This is a genomic window from Microbacterium sp. NPDC055988, from assembly GCF_042269505.1.
In the GTDB taxonomy this organism is placed as follows: Bacteria; Actinomycetota; Actinomycetes; order Actinomycetales; family Microbacteriaceae; genus Microbacterium.
In genome coordinates this window covers 648,437-663,102 of record NZ_JBHJXY010000001.1, presented here as the reverse complement: position 1 = coordinate 663,102, position 14,666 = coordinate 648,437, and the positions used below count along the sequence as shown (strand labels likewise).

Sequence of the window (14,666 nt, the reverse complement as noted above, 5' to 3'; positions counted from 1 at the left end):
TACACTGAGGGCATGACTCTTGCCGTCGAGCGCCTCTCCGCGAGTGATCGCGCCTACACGGCCCTGCTCGACGACATCCAGTCCGGCGCTCTTCCGGCCGGGTTCGTGCTCGGCGAGGTCGAGCAGGCGGAGCGCCTCGGCGTCAGCCGCACCCCGATGCGCGAGGCCCTCCGCAGGCTCGCCGCCGACGGGCTCGTCGTGCAGCAGTCGCCTCGGGTCACCGTCGTCGCCGACCTGGATGCCGACGACATCCGCTCCCTCTTCGAGATCCGCCGCGCGCTCGAGGAGAGCTCGGCCCGTATCGCGGCCGCCCGCGGGGATGACCGCCTGTTCGCCGCGCTGGCCGAGGAGTTCGCGCACGTGGACCTCGCGGCAGCCGAGGGCCGCGATGCCTACTACGCCCTGATCGCCCGGTTCGACGCCGCCCTCGACGCGGCGGTCGCGAACGACTACATCGCCTCGGCCCTGCGCACCGTGCGCACGCACCTCGTGCGTGTGCGCCGTATGGCCCGCGACAAGCCCGCTCGGCTCGCAGCCTCCGCCGCCGAGCACCGCACGATCGCCGAGGCGCTCGCTGCCCGCGACGGCGACCTCGCCGCCCATGCCACCCACGTGCACCTGCACAACGCCCTCGCCGGCATCCTCGACTCCCTCGACTCCAGCAACCGTGAAGGATAAGAAATGACCGTCTCCCACCACGTCCGTGTATACGCGAGCTCCGAGAACCTCGCGCGCGAAGACCAGCTCGCCTGGAAGATCGCCGAGGTCGCCGCCGACCAGGTCGAGGTCGAGCAGGACGTCGTCGACATGATCATCAACCGCATCATCGACAACGCCTCGGTGGCCGCGGCATCCCTGACCCGCGCGCCGATCAACGCCGCGCGTGCGCAGGCTTTCAGCCACCCCGTCTCGACCGGCGGCGTCGGCGCGAACCTGTTCGGCGCGGCTCTCGACCACCGCACCAGCCCCGAGTGGGCGGCCTGGGCCAACGGCGTGGCCGTGCGCGAGCTCGACTACCACGACACGTTCCTGGCCGCGGAGTACTCGCACCCCGGCGACAACATCCCGCCGATCCTCGCGGTCGCGCAGCACACCGGCAAGGACGGTCGGGCACTCGTGCGCGGCATCGCGACCGGCTACGAGATCCAGATGGACCTGGTGCGCGCGATCTGCCTGCACAAGCACAAGATCGACCACGTCGCCCACCTCGGCCCGTCGGCCGCCGCCGGCATCGGCACCCTCCTCGGCCTCGACGTCGAGACGATCTACCAGGCCGTCGGCCAGGGCCTGCACACCACCACCGCCACGCGCCAGAGCCGCAAGGGCGAGATCTCGACCTGGAAGGCGCACGCCCCGGCCTTCGCCGGAAAGATGGCCGTCGAAGCGGTCGACCGGGCCATGCGCGGACAGACCAGCCCAGCCCCGATCTACGAAGGCGAAGACGGCGTCATCGCCTGGATGCTCGACGGCAAGGACGCGTCCTACGACGTGCCGCTGCCCGCTGCGGGCGAGCCCAAGCGCGCGATCCTCGACTCGTACACGAAGGAGCACTCGGCCGAGTACCAGGCCCAGGCGCTCATCGACCTCGCTCGTAAGCTGGGGACCTCGAACCCGGCGCTGCGCGACCCCGCGAACATCGACTCGATCGTCATCCACACCAGCCACCACACGCACAACGTGATCGGCTCGGGGGCGAATGACCCTCAGAAGTACGACCCGACCGCCTCGCGCGAGACGCTCGACCACTCGGTGCCGTACATCTTCGCGGTGGCGCTGCAGGACGGCGGCTGGCACCACGTCGACTCCTACACGCCGGAGCGTGCGGGCCGCGCCGACACCGTCGCGCTGTGGCACAAGATCACCACGGCGGAGGATGCCGAGTGGACGCGCCGCTACCACTCCGAAGACCCCGACGAGAAGGCATTCGGCGGTCGCGTCGAGATCCGGCTCACCGATGGCTCGACCGTGGTCGACGAGATCGCCGTGGCCGACGCGCATCCGCTCGGAGCACGTCCGTTCGCGCGCGAGAACTACATCGCGAAGTTCCGTCTGCTCGCCGAGCCCGTGCTCGAGCCCGCCGAGATCGAGCGCTTCCTGGAGCTCGTGCAGCGCCTGCCCGAACTGACGGCCGCCGAGGTCGGCGAGCTGTCGATCGTCGCGAAGCCCGGCCTGCTCGAGGCAGCCCCTGCCCCTGCGGGACTGTTCTGATGCTGTACCCCCGCACAACTTCGGAGATGGCGGGCGACGCACCGGTCGGGGCATCCGTCCCCCGGCGTGTCGCATCCGATCTCCGAAGTTGTGCACCGGCCGCCCGAAAGGGAAGGAACCTCTGATGCTGTACTCCACCACGACCCCCGCCGAGAAGCGGCGGCTGTTCCGGGAGCGGCTCGCGAGCGGCGAACTGCTGCGCTTTCCCGGAGCCTTCAACCCGCTGAGCGCCCGCTTGATCGAGCAGAAGGGCTTCGACGGCGTCTATATCTCCGGCGCCGTGCTCTCCGCCGACCTGGGCCTGCCCGACATCGGCCTCACGACGCTGACCGAGGTCGCCGGCCGCGCGAAGCAGATCGCCCGCATGACCGACCTCCCCGCGATCGTCGACGCCGACACCGGCTTCGGCGAGCCGATGAACGTCGCCCGCACGATCCAGGAGCTCGAAGATGCGGGCCTCGCCGGCACGCACATCGAGGACCAGATCAACCCGAAGCGCTGCGGCCACCTCGACGGCAAGGCCGTGGTCGACGAGAACACCGCGATCAAGCGGATCCGGGCCGCCGCCGACTCCCGCCGTGACGAGAACTTCCTCATCATGGCGCGCACCGACATCCGCGCGATCGAGGGTCTGGACGCGGCGATCGACCGTGCCAAGGCGCTGGTGGATGCCGGTGCCGACGCGATCTTCCCCGAGGCGATGCGCACGCTCGCCGAGTTCGAGGCGATGGCCGAGGCGCTGGACGTGCCGATCCTGGCGAACATGACCGAGTTCGGCAAGAGCGAGCTGTTCTCCACGGACCAGCTGCGTGACGCCGGCGTGAACCTGGTCATCTGGCCCGTGTCGCTGCTGCGCATCTCGATGGGGGCCGCGGGCCGTGCTCTCGATACGCTGAACGACGAGGGGCACCTGACCTCGAAGCTCGGCGAGATGCAGCACCGCGCCGATCTCTATGACCTGATCGACTACGAGTCGTACAACCACTTCGACTCCGGCGTCTTCAACTTCACAGTCGACAACACCGGTCGCTGAGCGCAGCGAAGCGGACATCCGACCCGGTTGCTGAGCGAGGAGCGAAGCGACGAGTCGAAGTACACGAAGGAGTGACCATGACCGAGCCGGACATCAAGAAGGGCCTCGCGGGGGTCGTCGTCGACACGACCGCGATCTCGAAGGTCAACCCCGAGACGAACAGCCTGCTGTACCGCGGCTACCCCGTGCAGGAGCTGGCGGACACGCAGCCGTTCGAGGCGGTCGCCTACCTCCTCTGGAACGGCGAGCTGCCGACGCCGGAAGAGCTTGCGGCGTTCCGTCTCGATGAGCGCACGCACCGCGCGCTCGCCGACAACGTCAAGGCCGCGATCGACCTGGTGCCGCTCGACGCCCACCCGATGGACGAGGTGCGCACCGCGGTCAGCCTGATCGGCGCCTCCGACCCCGGTGCGGGCGGATCGGTGCTCGACGCCGGTGGCAGCCCGGAGCAGAACCTCGAGCGCAGCATCCGCCTGTTCGCCGCTCTGCCGGCGATCGTCGCCTACGGTCAGCGTCGCCGCCGCGGGCAGGAGATCATCGCCCCGCGCGACGATCTCGACTACTCGGCGAACTTCCTCTGGATGACGTTCGGCGAAGAGGCGGACGACGTCGTGGTCGACGCATTCAACCGCTCGATGATCCTCTACGCCGAGCACTCCTTCAACGCCTCGACGTTCACGGCGCGCGTGATCACCTCGACCCTGAGCGACATCTACTCGGCAGTGGTCGGTGCGATCGGCGCCCTCAAGGGTCCGCTGCACGGTGGCGCCAACGAGGCTGTGCTGCACATCTTCGACGACATCGGCACGGCCGACAACGTCGTGCCCTGGCTCGATGCGGCTCTCGCCGAGAAGCGCAAGATCATGGGCTTCGGGCACCGCGTCTACAAGAAGGGCGACTCCCGGGTGCCGACCATGAAGGCGGCGCTCGACACCCTCGTGGAGCACTACGACCGGCCCGAGGTCGCCGCCCTCTACGACGCCCTCGAGTCCGAGTTCGTCGCGCGCAAGGGCATCTACCCGAACCTCGACTACCCGTCGGGTCCGGCGTACAACCTGATCGGGTTCGACACACTGACCTTCACGCCGCTCTTCGTGGCCGCGCGGGTCACCGGGTGGACCGCGCATGTGATCGAGCAGGCCGGGTCGAACGCGCTGATCCGTCCGCTGTCGCACTACGACGGCCCGGACGAGCGGCACGTCGAGAGCTGAGCTGCAGTGACCGAAGGCCCCGATGTGTCGAGCACATCGGGGCCTTCTGCCGTGCTTAGCGCGGTGCGATCCCCGCGGTCAAGGCGGTGCGACGAATTCTCCCGCGGAGTAAGACAGATGCCGGGGCGATTTCGCCCGCGTACGAAGGAGGGTCCATGTCCGCATCCGACACCACCGTCAAGGAGGTCCGGTCTCTCGTCCCGGCACGCATGGACCGGCTGCCGTGGTCGCGATTCCACTGGATGATCGTCGTCGGACTCGGGTTCTCCTGGATCCTCGACGGGCTCGAGGTGCAGATCGTCGCCGCGAACGGTTATGCCGCGACCCTGGGCATGGGCCCGGCCGAGGTCGGCCTCGCCGGCACGTGCTACCTGCTGGGTCAGGTGTTCGGTGCGCTCGTGTTCGGACGTCTCGCCGATCGCCTGGGCCGCAAGAACCTCTTCCTCGTCTCGCTCGCGGTGTATCTGGTCGGATCCGCGATCGCCGGTCTCTCCTTCGCTCCCTGGTTCTTCTACATCTGGCGGTTCGTGGCGGGCGCGGGCATCGGCGGTGAGTATGCGGCCATCAACTCGGCCATCGACGAGATCATCCCGGCGAAGTACCGCGGTCGCGTCGACATCGCGATCAACGGCACCTACTGGGGTGGAGCGGCCCTCGGCGCCGTGGCGAACATGTTCTTCCTCAACACCGACATCCTCCCCGCCGACCTCGGCTGGCGGCTCAGCTTCTTCGTCGGACCGGTGCTCGGCATCCTCATCATCTGGCTGCGCCGGCACATCCCGGAGAGCCCGCGCTGGCAGATGACGCACGGCCGCGAGGACGAGGCGGAACGCAACGTCGACGAGATCGAGGAGCGCATCCGCAAGGAAGGCAAGACGATCGAACCGGTCGACGAGAGCAAGGCGATCACCGTCAAGGAGTACGGCAGCGTCCCGTTCCTCGTCATCGCGAAGGTGCTGTTCAAGAAGTACCCGCGGCGCACGCTGGTCGGCATCACGATGATGGTGACCCAGTCGTTCCTCTACAACGCGATCTTCTTCACCTACGCCCTCGTGCTGGAGAACTTCTACGACACCCCGCCGGCCTCGGCGTCGCAGTACTTCATCGTGTTCGCGGTGGGGAACCTGGCAGGCGCGCTCATCCTCGGGCACTTCTTCGACACCTGGGGTCGACGGCGGATGCTGTTCTCGACGTACGTGCTCGCGGGCCTGATCCTCCTCGTCAGCGCCTTCCTGTTCAACGCCGGCGTGCTGAATGCGGCCACGCACACGGCGTTCTGGTGCGCGTCGTTCTTCTTCGCGTCGGCCGGTGCGTCGGCGGCATACCTGACGGTGAGCGAGATCTTCCCGCTGGAGCTCCGAAGCCAGGTGATCTCGTACGTCTTCTCGATCGGGCAGCTCGTCGGCGCCATCGCTCCCGTGCTCTACGGCTCCCTGATCGGTGCGAGTGCCGAGTCGGGCGACCGCGGCCCGCTGTTCTGGGGGTACGTACTCGGGGCGGCGATCATGATGTTCGGTGGCGTCGTCTGCGGCATCTTCGGGGTGAGCGCGGCAGGCAAGTCACTGGAGGACATCGCGGACCCGCTCTCGCTCGTGGAGTCGCCGGACGAGGGGGTCTCGCCGGGGAAGGGTACCTGAGTCAGCGGGCGAGCCAGCTCCGCAGCGAACGGGTGACGAACGGCAGCACCCAGTACGCCATGATCGGCGTGAGCACGAGGGTCGTGACGAGCACGCGGAGCCAGATCGGCAGCTCGTTCCATCCGGGCACCGGGCTCATCGCGTAGGTGAACGCGAGGTTGACCGGGAAGAACCCCAGCCAGATCGAGGTCGCCTGCTTCCACCGCGGGGGAGCGGGGGCGACGGTGACCGTCTCGGTCGTGCCGTCGGCTGCCGGGAGCGTGATCGTGCCGGTGGTCGGCTCGTCGAACCAGCCCTCGATGCCGGTGCGCCGCTTGGAGCGCTCGCTGCGCACGAAGCCCTCGCCCATCGAGAGCCACCAGGCCCGCTCGGCCGACTGCTCCCACGCGGTGAGCGAGTCCTCGCTCGCGAAGCGGTACAGCATGTGCCAGACCTGCGAATCCTCGCCGGCGCGTACCCAGCCCGAACCGAGGAATCCCGGATACTTCGTCGCGAGGTTCACCCCCGTCTGCACCCAGGCGGTCGCCTCGACGATGCGCTCGGGGTCGACTTCGCGGCGGATGGACACGGTGAGGGGTTCGGACATGGTGCGGTCCTCGGGGGAACGGGCGGCCGGGGTCGGGACGCCGAAGCGGATGCGCCAGGGGTGGCGGCGCATCGTCGATTCTAATTCGGATGCGGGGCCTCGCAGGCCGCTCCCGGCCCGGACAGAGAGGACCCCCGCCGACCCGATTCGGCGGGGGTCTCGCGGCGTGGGCGCCGCGACGGGAGCGAGAGCGCTCACCGTTCGCGCGGTAGACGTGACACCCGATCCGGTCTGAGTCTCTGTCCGCGCACTTGCAGTTGTACCCGGGCGAGATGACGCGGCGGTGAACGGGGCGCGAACAACCGCGATTCGGGGCAGGCGGGCCTCGGGAGAAATTACAAGGATGTCCTAGTAAATATCCGGTGCTCCGACTAAACTCCTCATTGTGCCAACGACGGCACGGAGGGACGTCACACAATGACTCGTACAATCCCGCACTTCGTGAGCGGATCGCTTCTCACCCCCGACTCCGGTCGCTTCGCCGACGTGTTCGATCCGAGCACCGGCGCCGTGCAGGCGCGTGTGCCGCTCGCCTCGACCGACGAGGTGCGCCGCGTGGTCGCGAACGCCGAAGAGGCCCAGGTCGCGTGGGCCGCGACCAACCCCCAGAAGCGGGCTCGCGTGCTGCTGCGCTTCCTCGACCTGGTGCAGCGCGAGATGACCTCACTCGCCGAGCTCCTCGCGAGCGAGCACGGTAAGACGGTCGACGATGCCAAGGGCGACATCCAGCGCGGACTCGAGGTCATCGAGTTCTCGGCCGGAGCGCCCCACCTGCTGAAGGGCGAGTACTCGACGGGTGCGGGAACCGGCATCGACGTCTACTCGATGCGGCAGCCGCTCGGGGTCGTCGCCGCGATCACCCCGTTCAACTTCCCCGCGATGATCCCGCTCTGGAAGGCGGGCCCCGCGCTCGCCGCCGGAAACGCGGTCGTGCTCAAGCCCAGCGAGCGCGACCCCTCGGTGCCGGTCCGGCTGGCGGAACTGTTCCTCGAAGCGGGCCTCCCCGCCGGGGTCCTCAACGTCGTGCACGGCGACAAGGAGGCCGTCGACGCGCTGCTCACCGACGACCGCATCCGTGCCGTCGGATTCGTCGGCTCCACGCCCATCGCCGAGTACATCTACGCGACCGCGACGGCCCACGGCAAGCGCGCCCAGTGCTTCGGCGGCGCCAAGAACCACATGATCGTGATGCCGGATGCCGACCTCGACCAGGCCGTCGACGCGCTGATCGGCTCGGGCTACGGCTCGGCGGGCGAGCGATGCATGGCCATCTCGGTCGCGGTCCCGGTGGGGCAGGAAACGGCGGATGCTCTCGCCGCCAAGCTCGCCGAACGCGTCGCGCAGTTGCGGGTCGGCCCCTCGCTCGCGGTCGACGTCGACTACGGACCCCTGGTCACGCGGGCGGCCGTCGAGCGGGTCGAGGGCTACATCCAGCAGGGCATCGACGAGGGGGCGACCCTGCTCGCCGATGGCCGGGGCTTCACCGTGGAAGGTCACGAAGAGGGCTTCTACCTCGGCCCGACCCTGTTCGACCACGTCACCACCGACATGGCGATCTACCGCGAGGAGATCTTCGGTCCGGTGCTGGTGATCGCCCGCGCCGCCGACTATGAAGAGGCGCTGCGGATGGCGTCCGAGCACGAGTACGGCAACGGTGTCGCGATCTTCACCCGCGACGGCGATGCCGCCCGTGACTTCGCCGCACGCGTCGAGGTGGGGATGGTCGGCGTGAACGTCCCGATCCCGGTGCCGATCGCGTATTACACGTTCGGCGGTTGGAAGCGCAGCGGCTTCGGCGACCTCAACCAGCACGGCACCGACGCGTTCCGCTTCTACACGAAGACCAAGACGGTGACGAGCCGTTGGCCCGCGGCGGGCATCCGCGACGGAGCCAGCTTCGTCATCCCCACCATGCACTGATCCCACGTCCGTCACGAGATCCCACAAGGACACATGATGACCATGACCACCGTCACCACCACCGCCGAGGAGCGCGAGGCCATCCTCGCCGCCGTCCGCGAGTTCGCCGAAGCCGAGCTCTCCCCCTTCGCCGCCGAGCGCGACGAGAAGCACCTCTTCCCGCGTGAATCGCTGAACCGCGGCGGTGAGCTCGGACTCGGCGGCATCTACGTGCGCGAGGACTTCGGCGGAACCGGCCTGAGCCGCAGGGACACCGTGGCGATCTTCGAGGAGCTCGCCAAGGGCGACCCGGCGGTCGCCGCGTACATCTCGATCCACAACATGGTCGTGTGGATGATCGACACCTACGGCGACGAGACCCAGCGTGCGGCGTGGCTGCCGAAGCTCACCGCGATGGCGGAGTTCGGCGGCTACTGCCTCACCGAGCCGGGAGTCGGGTCGGATGCCGCGAACGTCGCGACCAGTGCGGTCCGCGAGGGAGACGACTACGTGCTCACCGGGATGAAGCAGTTCATCTCCGGTGCCGGCGAAGCAGCCGTGTACGTCGTCATGGCGCGCACGGGGGAGCCCGGCGCCCGCGGCATCAGCGCGTTCCTGGTTCCCGGCGACGCCGAGGGGCTGAGCTTCGGCCCGCTCGAGAAGAAGATGGGCTGGCACGCGCAGCCGACCCGACAGGTGATCTTCGACGGCGTCCGCGTTCCGGCATCCGCCATGCTCGGCGACGAGGGGCGCGGCTTCGCGATCGCGATGTCGGCGCTCAACGGCGGACGCCTCAACATCGCCGCCTGCTCGCTCGGAGGCGCGGAGTGGGCGCTCGACAAGGCGGTGCGGTACGTGCACGAGCGGGTCGCCTTCGGGGAGCCGCTCGCCGAGAAGCAGTCGATCCTGTTCGCGATCGCCGACATGCGCACCGAACTGCACGCGGCCCGGCTCATGGTGCGCGACGGGGCCCAGGCGGTCGACGAGCAGGCGCCCGACGCGACCATGCGCTGCGCGATGGCCAAGAGGTTCGCCACCGACGCCGGTTTCGACGTCGCCAACCGGGCGCTGCAGCTGCACGGCGGCTACGGCTACCTGCAGGACTACGGGATCGAGCGGGTCGTCCGCGACCTGCGGGTGCACCAGATCCTGGAAGGGACGAACGAGATCATGCGACTGATCGTCGGACGCGAGATGCTGCGACCCGCCGGCTCGAGCTCCCTCCAGCGGAGCGGCGGAGACCAGATGCGGAGCGCATCATGACTGCGTCTTCGTCGAAAGCGGTCGTCGCGTTCCTCGGCCTCGGGCACATGGGACTGCCGATGGCGAAGAACCTCGTCGCCGCCGGCCACGAGGTGCACGGCTTCGACCTGGTTCCCGCGGCCATCGAGGCGGCACGGGCAGCCGGCATCCCGGTGGCGGCGAGTGGGGCGGATGCCGTGGCGAATGCGGATGTCGTCATCACGATGTTCCCCGCAGGGAAGCATGTGATCGAGGCGTATCGCGCGGAGCTGCTCGCGGCGGCCCGGCCGAACACCCTCTTCATCGAGTCGTCGACCATCGCGGTCGACGAGGCTCGCGCGGCTCACGCGCTCGCGCTCGCCGCGGGGCACCGCAACGTCGACGCCCCGGTCTCTGGCGGAGTCGTCGGGGCCGAGAACGGGACACTCGCGTTCATGGTCGGCGGATCGGATGACGACTTTGCGGCAGCGCTCCCGCTCCTCGAGGTCATGGGCAAGCGCATCGTGCACTGCGGTGGACCCGGACTCGGCCAGGCGGCGAAGGTCTGCAACAACATGGTGCTCGCGGTCTCGCAGATCGCCGTCGCCGAGGCCTTCGTGCTGGGGGAGCGGCTCGGACTCGAGCACCAGGCGCTGTTCGATGTCGTCTCGCAGGCATCCGGACAGTGCTGGTCGATCACGACCAACTGCCCTGTTCCGGGTCCCGTGCCCACGAGCCCGGCCAACCGCGACTACCAGCCCGGTTTCGCGGGGGCGCTGATGGCGAAGGACCTCGGCCTCGCGCTGCAGGCGATCGAGCAGACCTCGACGGACGCCCGCATGGGCCGGCTCGCGCAGGAACTGTATGCCGCCTTCGCCGCGGGCGACGGTGCGACGCGGGACTTCTCCGGCATCATCACCGACATCCGCGACGGCGTGCTCCCGCGGCCGTGAGGGGTCACAACACGCCGCGCCCCCCGTGCGGTATGCGGCGTGATGTGACCCCTCAGCGCAGGGGCGCTTGAGAGGCGAAGGGCGATACTGGACAGCAACACGACACGAAGGCGGGCGAGATGACCGAGTACGAGACGATCCTGGTCGAGCAGCGCGGGCGGGTCGGGTGGATCACCCTGAACCGTCCCGAGGCGCTGAACGCGTTGAACAGTCGGCTTGCGGAAGAGGTCACCGCCGCGGCGGTCGCGTTCGATGCGGACGAGGGCATCGGCGCGATCGTCGTCACCGGATCCGAGAAGGCGTTCGCCGCGGGTGCCGACATCAAGGAGATGGAGGGCATGTCCGCTGCGGAGATGCTCGAGACGGACCACTTCGGTGTCTGGCACGAGTTTGCCGCGGTGCGCACTCCGGTCATCGCGGCCGTCTCCGGGTTCGCGCTCGGTGGCGGCTGCGAGCTCGCGATGATGTGCGACATCATCCTGGCCGCCGACAACGCCAAGTTCGGCCAGCCGGAGATCAACCTCGGCGTCATCCCCGGCATGGGCGGCACGCAGCGCCTGATCCGCGCGGTCGGCTACTACAAGGCGGCCGAGCTGGTGCTCTCGGGGCGGTTCATGGGTGCGGAGGAGGCGGAGCGCGCAGGGCTCGTCTCCCGGGTCGTGCCGGCATCCGATCTTCCGGCCGAAGCCGAGAAACTCGCCGAGACCATCGCCTCGAAGTCCCTGCCGTCGGTGTACGCCGCGAAGGCCGCACTCGACGCCGCGATGGAGACGACTCTGGCCGACGGGCTCGCGCACGAGAAGCAGGCGTTCGCCGCGCTGTTCGACACCGCAGATCAGAAGGAGGGCATGTCGGCCTTCCGGGAGAAGCGGTCGCCCGACTTCCAGAACCGCTGACCGCCCGTGCACAACTCCTCAGAAAAGGCGTCGGGCCGGCCTCCGCGCTGCCTCGGCGCTCACGTCGGGAGGGTTTCTGCGGAGTCGTGCACGGCCTCAGTCGCGGAGGGCGTCGACGATCTTCGCGATGCGGCGCTCACGGGTCGCATCCTGCTTCGCCTCGGCGACGGAGCGGGCGTGCTCCTTGCGGACAGAGTAGGACAGGGCGTCGAAGGCGGCGCGCACAGCGGGGTCAGCATCCAACGCGGCGGCGAGCTCGGCCGGAACGTCGACCGTGCGCTCGGCGGAATCCACGCGGATCACGGCATCGATCTCCTGGCCGATCTCGAGCCCGAGGTCGGCGCGCACGGCCTTGCTGAAGCCGATCATGTTCTCGCTGCCCATGCGGGCCACGCGCAGTCGGGCCGTGCGGCCGCCGATCGTCACGGCGACGGGGAACGCCTTTCCCGCCCCGAAAGACGCGACCTCCTCATCGCTGAGCAGGATCGCCGCGGCGGGGCCACGGCCGGTGAGGACGGTGTGCACGCGCAGTTCGCTCATGCCGAAAGAGTACGCCCGGGGCCCTCGAATTCGGCGAGCACGAACCGCGCCATGTCAGAGGGCGTCGGGCTGCGGGCGCGGATCCGCGAAGTCGCCGGCGTCCTTGCGGAGGCGGGCGACGATCGCGACGAGCTCTGCGGCATCGTCGTGGCTCATGCCCGGGTCGGCGAAGACCTCGGAATTCAGCGCCTGGGTGGCGCGCTCGACCAGCTCTCGACCGGCATCCGTGAGTGCCAGGAGCGCCGCGCGCCCGTCGTGCGGGTGCGGCTCCCGGGCGATGAGCCCGTCGCGGACCAGGCGTTCCGCCGTGCTGGTCACCGTGGTCGGATGCACCTGGAGGCGGGCGACGACGCTCGACAGGGGGAGTCGGCCCGAGCGGCTGAAAGCCAGCAGGCGCAGCACCTCGAACCGGGCGAAGCTGAGGGCGAACGGCTTGAGAGCGGCATCGACCCGGGCGAGCAGCAGCTGCTGGGCCCGCATGACAGAGGTGACAAGGGCCATGCCGTCGGCGGCATCCGTCCATCCGTGCGCGAGCCACTGCCGCTTGGCTTCGGCAAGCGGATCGATGGGGAGCGGACGAGGTCGAGCCATTTCTCTACGGTACTGGCGCGAGGGCGAGGCGCGGCGACGGCGCGCGACGCATCCGTCGGGGCAACGTTGAGTCTCGGTCGCAGGTGAGCTGGAACTCAGTATCGCCGTCTAGAATTGCAGCAGTCGTGAGGAGCATTCGATGAAGATCTTCGTCCTGGTCAAAGAGGTGCCGGACACCTATGGCGATCGCAAGCTGAATCTCGAGACCGGACTCGCCGACCGCGCGGCGGGTGATGTCGTCCTCGACGAGATCACGGAGCGGGCTCTCGAAGTCGCGCTCAGCTACGCCGACAAGAACGACGGGACCGAGGTGGTGGCCATCTCGATGGCTCCCGAGGGCTCGACGGCCTCGGTGCGCCGCGCGCTCGCGATCGGTGCCGCATCGGCCGTGCACATCGCCGACGAGCAGCTGGCCGGCGCCGACCTCGGTCTCACCGCCGAGGTGCTCGCCGCTGCCATCCGCCGCGGCGCGCCCGACCTCGTGATCACCGGCAACCTCTCGACCGACGGCTCCGGTGGTGTCATCCCGGCGATGCTCGCGGAGCACCTCGGGTTCGCCCAGGCCACCGCGCTCAGCTCCGTCGAGATCACGGCCTCCGAGGTCTCCGGTACCCGCGCCGCCGACGCCGGTGGACAGCCGGTCTCGGCCCCGCTGCCCGCGGTGATCTCGATCACGGAGGCGCTCCCCGATGCGCGCTTCCCCAACTTCAAGGGCATCATGGCGGCGAAGAAGAAGCCCCTCGAGGTGCTCTCGCTCGCCGACCTCGACGTCTCGGCCGATCCGTCGGCGGCACCTCGGACGATCATGACCGCCGTGTCCGAGAAGCCCCCGCGGGCCGCCGGCGTGAAGATCACCGATGAAGGCGACGCAGCCGACAAGCTCGTCGAGTACCTCGTGCAGAACAGGCTGGTGTGAGATGACGTACCCCGAGAACCCGATCCTCGTCCTCGTCGACGTCGACCCGTCCGGCAACGCCGCGAGCAGCACGGCCGGACTCCTCGGCGCGGCCTCGCAGGTCGGCGCACCGATCGCGCTGATCGTCGGCGGAAGCCAGGCTGTGGTCGACCAGGCCGCAGCGGCCGGCGCGAGCGTCGTGCTGACAGCCGACGGCGACCCGTCGTCGCTGACGGTTCCGATCGTCGACGCCCTCGAGGCCGCAGCCGCACAGGTGCGCCCCGACGCCGTGCTCATCTCGAACTCGATCACCGGGCGCGACGTAGCCGGTCGCTTCGCCGTGCGCACGAAGAGCGCCCTGTCGGTGGATGCCGTCGGCCTCTCCCGTGACGATGAAGGCATCGTGGCCCATCACTCGGTCTACGGCGGGGCCTACCTCGTCGATTCCGCGCCCACGTTCGGCACGCCCGTGATCACGGTGCGACAGGGGGCAGTGGATGCCCGCGCCGAGGCGGTGGCCTCGCCCCAGATCGAGGCGCTCGCGGTCACGGCATCGGGTGCGGTCGCGGCGACCGCCGGTGCGGTGGAGGCGGTCGAGGTCGCCTCCTCCCGGCCCGAGCTCCGCGGGGCCACGCGAGTCGTCTCCGGTGGACGCGGTCTCGCATCGAAGGAGAAGTTCGTGCTCGTCGAAGAGCTCGCCGACGCGCTCGGCGCCGCCGTCGGAGCGTCACGGGCCGCCGTCGACGCCGGATACATCCCGCAGTCGCACCAGGTCGGTCAGACCGGCGTCTCGGTGTCGCCGCAGCTGTATGTCGCCCTCGGCATATCGGGAGCGATCCAGCACCGCGCGGGCATGCAGACCTCCAAGAACATCGTCGCGATCAACAAGGACCCGGAAGCACCGATCTTCGACGTCGCCGATTTCGGCATCGTCGGCGACGTGTTCGCGGTGGTCCCGAAGGTGATCGCCGCGCTCGAGGCGCGGAAGAAGTAGCC

At 69.2% G+C, this 14,666-nt stretch carries 14 protein-coding genes; 11 read left to right on the top strand and 3 right to left on the bottom strand.

Annotated features, from left to right (window positions below):
- Positions 1 to 12: 12 nt before the first annotated feature.
- From ACFC14_RS03350 to ACFC14_RS03330, 5 genes are all read left to right on the top strand, one after another.
- On the top strand, positions 13 to 678 hold the full coding sequence (locus tag ACFC14_RS03350) for a GntR family transcriptional regulator (RefSeq protein ID WP_376101210.1): 666 nt from the start codon (positions 13 to 15) through the stop codon (positions 676 to 678).
- A gap of 3 nt (positions 679 to 681) precedes the next feature.
- Complete coding sequence (locus ACFC14_RS03345; protein WP_376101209.1) at positions 682 to 2,208, top strand: MmgE/PrpD family protein; 1,527 nt, start codon at positions 682 to 684, stop codon at positions 2,206 to 2,208.
- 124 nt (positions 2,209 to 2,332) lie between these two features.
- Positions 2,333 to 3,241, top strand: a complete 909-nt coding sequence (gene prpB, locus ACFC14_RS03340) for a methylisocitrate lyase (RefSeq protein WP_376101208.1) — start codon at positions 2,333 to 2,335, stop codon at positions 3,239 to 3,241.
- Positions 3,242 to 3,318: 77 nt separating this feature from the next.
- Positions 3,319 to 4,452: a bifunctional 2-methylcitrate synthase/citrate synthase gene (locus ACFC14_RS03335; RefSeq protein WP_376101207.1), complete on the top strand. Its 1,134-nt coding sequence runs from the start codon at positions 3,319 to 3,321 to the stop codon at positions 4,450 to 4,452.
- A 155-nt stretch (positions 4,453 to 4,607) separates the two neighbouring features.
- A complete protein-coding gene (locus ACFC14_RS03330; RefSeq protein WP_376101206.1) occupies positions 4,608 to 6,089 on the top strand; it encodes an MFS transporter in 1,482 nt (493 codons plus the stop codon).
- A gap of 1 nt (position 6,090) precedes the next feature.
- On the opposite strand, the gene ACFC14_RS03325 is transcribed toward ACFC14_RS03330, so the two are convergent.
- Positions 6,091 to 6,675, bottom strand: coding sequence for an antibiotic biosynthesis monooxygenase (locus ACFC14_RS03325; RefSeq protein WP_136040623.1), 585 nt, complete (start codon positions 6,673 to 6,675; stop codon positions 6,091 to 6,093).
- Between the two features lie 417 nt (positions 6,676 to 7,092).
- Between ACFC14_RS03325 and ACFC14_RS03320 the strand changes: the two genes are divergently transcribed.
- From ACFC14_RS03320 to ACFC14_RS03305, 4 genes are all read left to right on the top strand, one after another.
- Positions 7,093 to 8,595 (top strand): CoA-acylating methylmalonate-semialdehyde dehydrogenase, encoded by a 1,503-nt coding sequence (locus ACFC14_RS03320; RefSeq protein ID WP_376101205.1) that lies wholly within the window; start codon positions 7,093 to 7,095, stop codon positions 8,593 to 8,595.
- Positions 8,596 to 8,631: 36 nt separating this feature from the next.
- Positions 8,632 to 9,837, top strand: a complete 1,206-nt coding sequence (locus tag ACFC14_RS03315; RefSeq protein ID WP_376101204.1) for an acyl-CoA dehydrogenase family protein — start codon at positions 8,632 to 8,634, stop codon at positions 9,835 to 9,837.
- Positions 9,834 to 10,748 carry a 3-hydroxyisobutyrate dehydrogenase gene (gene mmsB / locus ACFC14_RS03310; RefSeq protein ID WP_376101203.1) on the top strand — a complete coding sequence of 305 codons (915 nt, stop codon included), beginning with the start codon at positions 9,834 to 9,836 and terminating at the stop codon, positions 10,746 to 10,748. The genes ACFC14_RS03315 and mmsB overlap by 4 nt, the downstream gene beginning before the upstream one ends.
- Before the next feature lie 119 nt (positions 10,749 to 10,867).
- Positions 10,868 to 11,644 (top strand): enoyl-CoA hydratase-related protein, encoded by a 777-nt coding sequence (locus tag ACFC14_RS03305; protein ID WP_376101202.1) that lies wholly within the window; start codon positions 10,868 to 10,870, stop codon positions 11,642 to 11,644.
- Between the two features lie 96 nt (positions 11,645 to 11,740).
- Here the strand turns inward: ACFC14_RS03305 and ACFC14_RS03300 are convergent, their stop codons facing one another.
- Positions 11,741 to 12,184: a YdeI/OmpD-associated family protein gene (locus tag ACFC14_RS03300; protein ID WP_376101201.1), complete on the bottom strand. Its 444-nt coding sequence runs from the start codon at positions 12,182 to 12,184 to the stop codon at positions 11,741 to 11,743.
- Between the two features lie 54 nt (positions 12,185 to 12,238).
- Positions 12,239 to 12,775, bottom strand: a complete 537-nt coding sequence (locus ACFC14_RS03295; RefSeq protein WP_136040610.1) for a MarR family winged helix-turn-helix transcriptional regulator — start codon at positions 12,773 to 12,775, stop codon at positions 12,239 to 12,241.
- Between the two features lie 139 nt (positions 12,776 to 12,914).
- Here ACFC14_RS03295 and ACFC14_RS03290 point away from each other — a divergent pair, with 139 nt between their 5' ends.
- Entirely contained in the window at positions 12,915 to 13,691 is a 777-nt protein-coding gene (locus ACFC14_RS03290; protein ID WP_136040609.1) for an electron transfer flavoprotein subunit beta/FixA family protein, read from the top strand.
- 1 nt (position 13,692) lies between these two features.
- Complete coding sequence (locus ACFC14_RS03285) at positions 13,693 to 14,664, top strand: electron transfer flavoprotein subunit alpha/FixB family protein (RefSeq protein WP_376101200.1); 972 nt, start codon at positions 13,693 to 13,695, stop codon at positions 14,662 to 14,664.
- The last annotated feature ends 2 nt before the right edge of the window (positions 14,665 to 14,666 follow it).

Coding starts and splice junctions, on each gene's coding strand:
- ACFC14_RS03350 (WP_376101210.1), top strand. CDS start 13: ATGACTCTTGCCGTCGAGCGCCTCTCCGCGAGTGATCGCGCCTACACG.
- ACFC14_RS03345 (WP_376101209.1), top strand. CDS start 682: ATGACCGTCTCCCACCACGTCCGTGTATACGCGAGCTCCGAGAACCTC.
- prpB (WP_376101208.1), top strand. CDS start 2,333: ATGCTGTACTCCACCACGACCCCCGCCGAGAAGCGGCGGCTGTTCCGG.
- ACFC14_RS03335 (WP_376101207.1), top strand. CDS start 3,319: ATGACCGAGCCGGACATCAAGAAGGGCCTCGCGGGGGTCGTCGTCGAC.
- ACFC14_RS03330 (WP_376101206.1), top strand. CDS start 4,608: ATGTCCGCATCCGACACCACCGTCAAGGAGGTCCGGTCTCTCGTCCCG.
- ACFC14_RS03325 (WP_136040623.1), bottom strand. CDS start 6,675: ATGTCCGAACCCCTCACCGTGTCCATCCGCCGCGAAGTCGACCCCGAG.
- ACFC14_RS03320 (WP_376101205.1), top strand. CDS start 7,093: ATGACTCGTACAATCCCGCACTTCGTGAGCGGATCGCTTCTCACCCCC.
- ACFC14_RS03315 (WP_376101204.1), top strand. CDS start 8,632: ATGACCATGACCACCGTCACCACCACCGCCGAGGAGCGCGAGGCCATC.
- mmsB (WP_376101203.1), top strand. CDS start 9,834: ATGACTGCGTCTTCGTCGAAAGCGGTCGTCGCGTTCCTCGGCCTCGGG.
- ACFC14_RS03305 (WP_376101202.1), top strand. CDS start 10,868: ATGACCGAGTACGAGACGATCCTGGTCGAGCAGCGCGGGCGGGTCGGG.
- ACFC14_RS03300 (WP_376101201.1), bottom strand. CDS start 12,184: ATGAGCGAACTGCGCGTGCACACCGTCCTCACCGGCCGTGGCCCCGCC.
- ACFC14_RS03295 (WP_136040610.1), bottom strand. CDS start 12,775: ATGGCTCGACCTCGTCCGCTCCCCATCGATCCGCTTGCCGAAGCCAAG.
- ACFC14_RS03290 (WP_136040609.1), top strand. CDS start 12,915: ATGAAGATCTTCGTCCTGGTCAAAGAGGTGCCGGACACCTATGGCGAT.
- ACFC14_RS03285 (WP_376101200.1), top strand. CDS start 13,693: ATGACGTACCCCGAGAACCCGATCCTCGTCCTCGTCGACGTCGACCCG.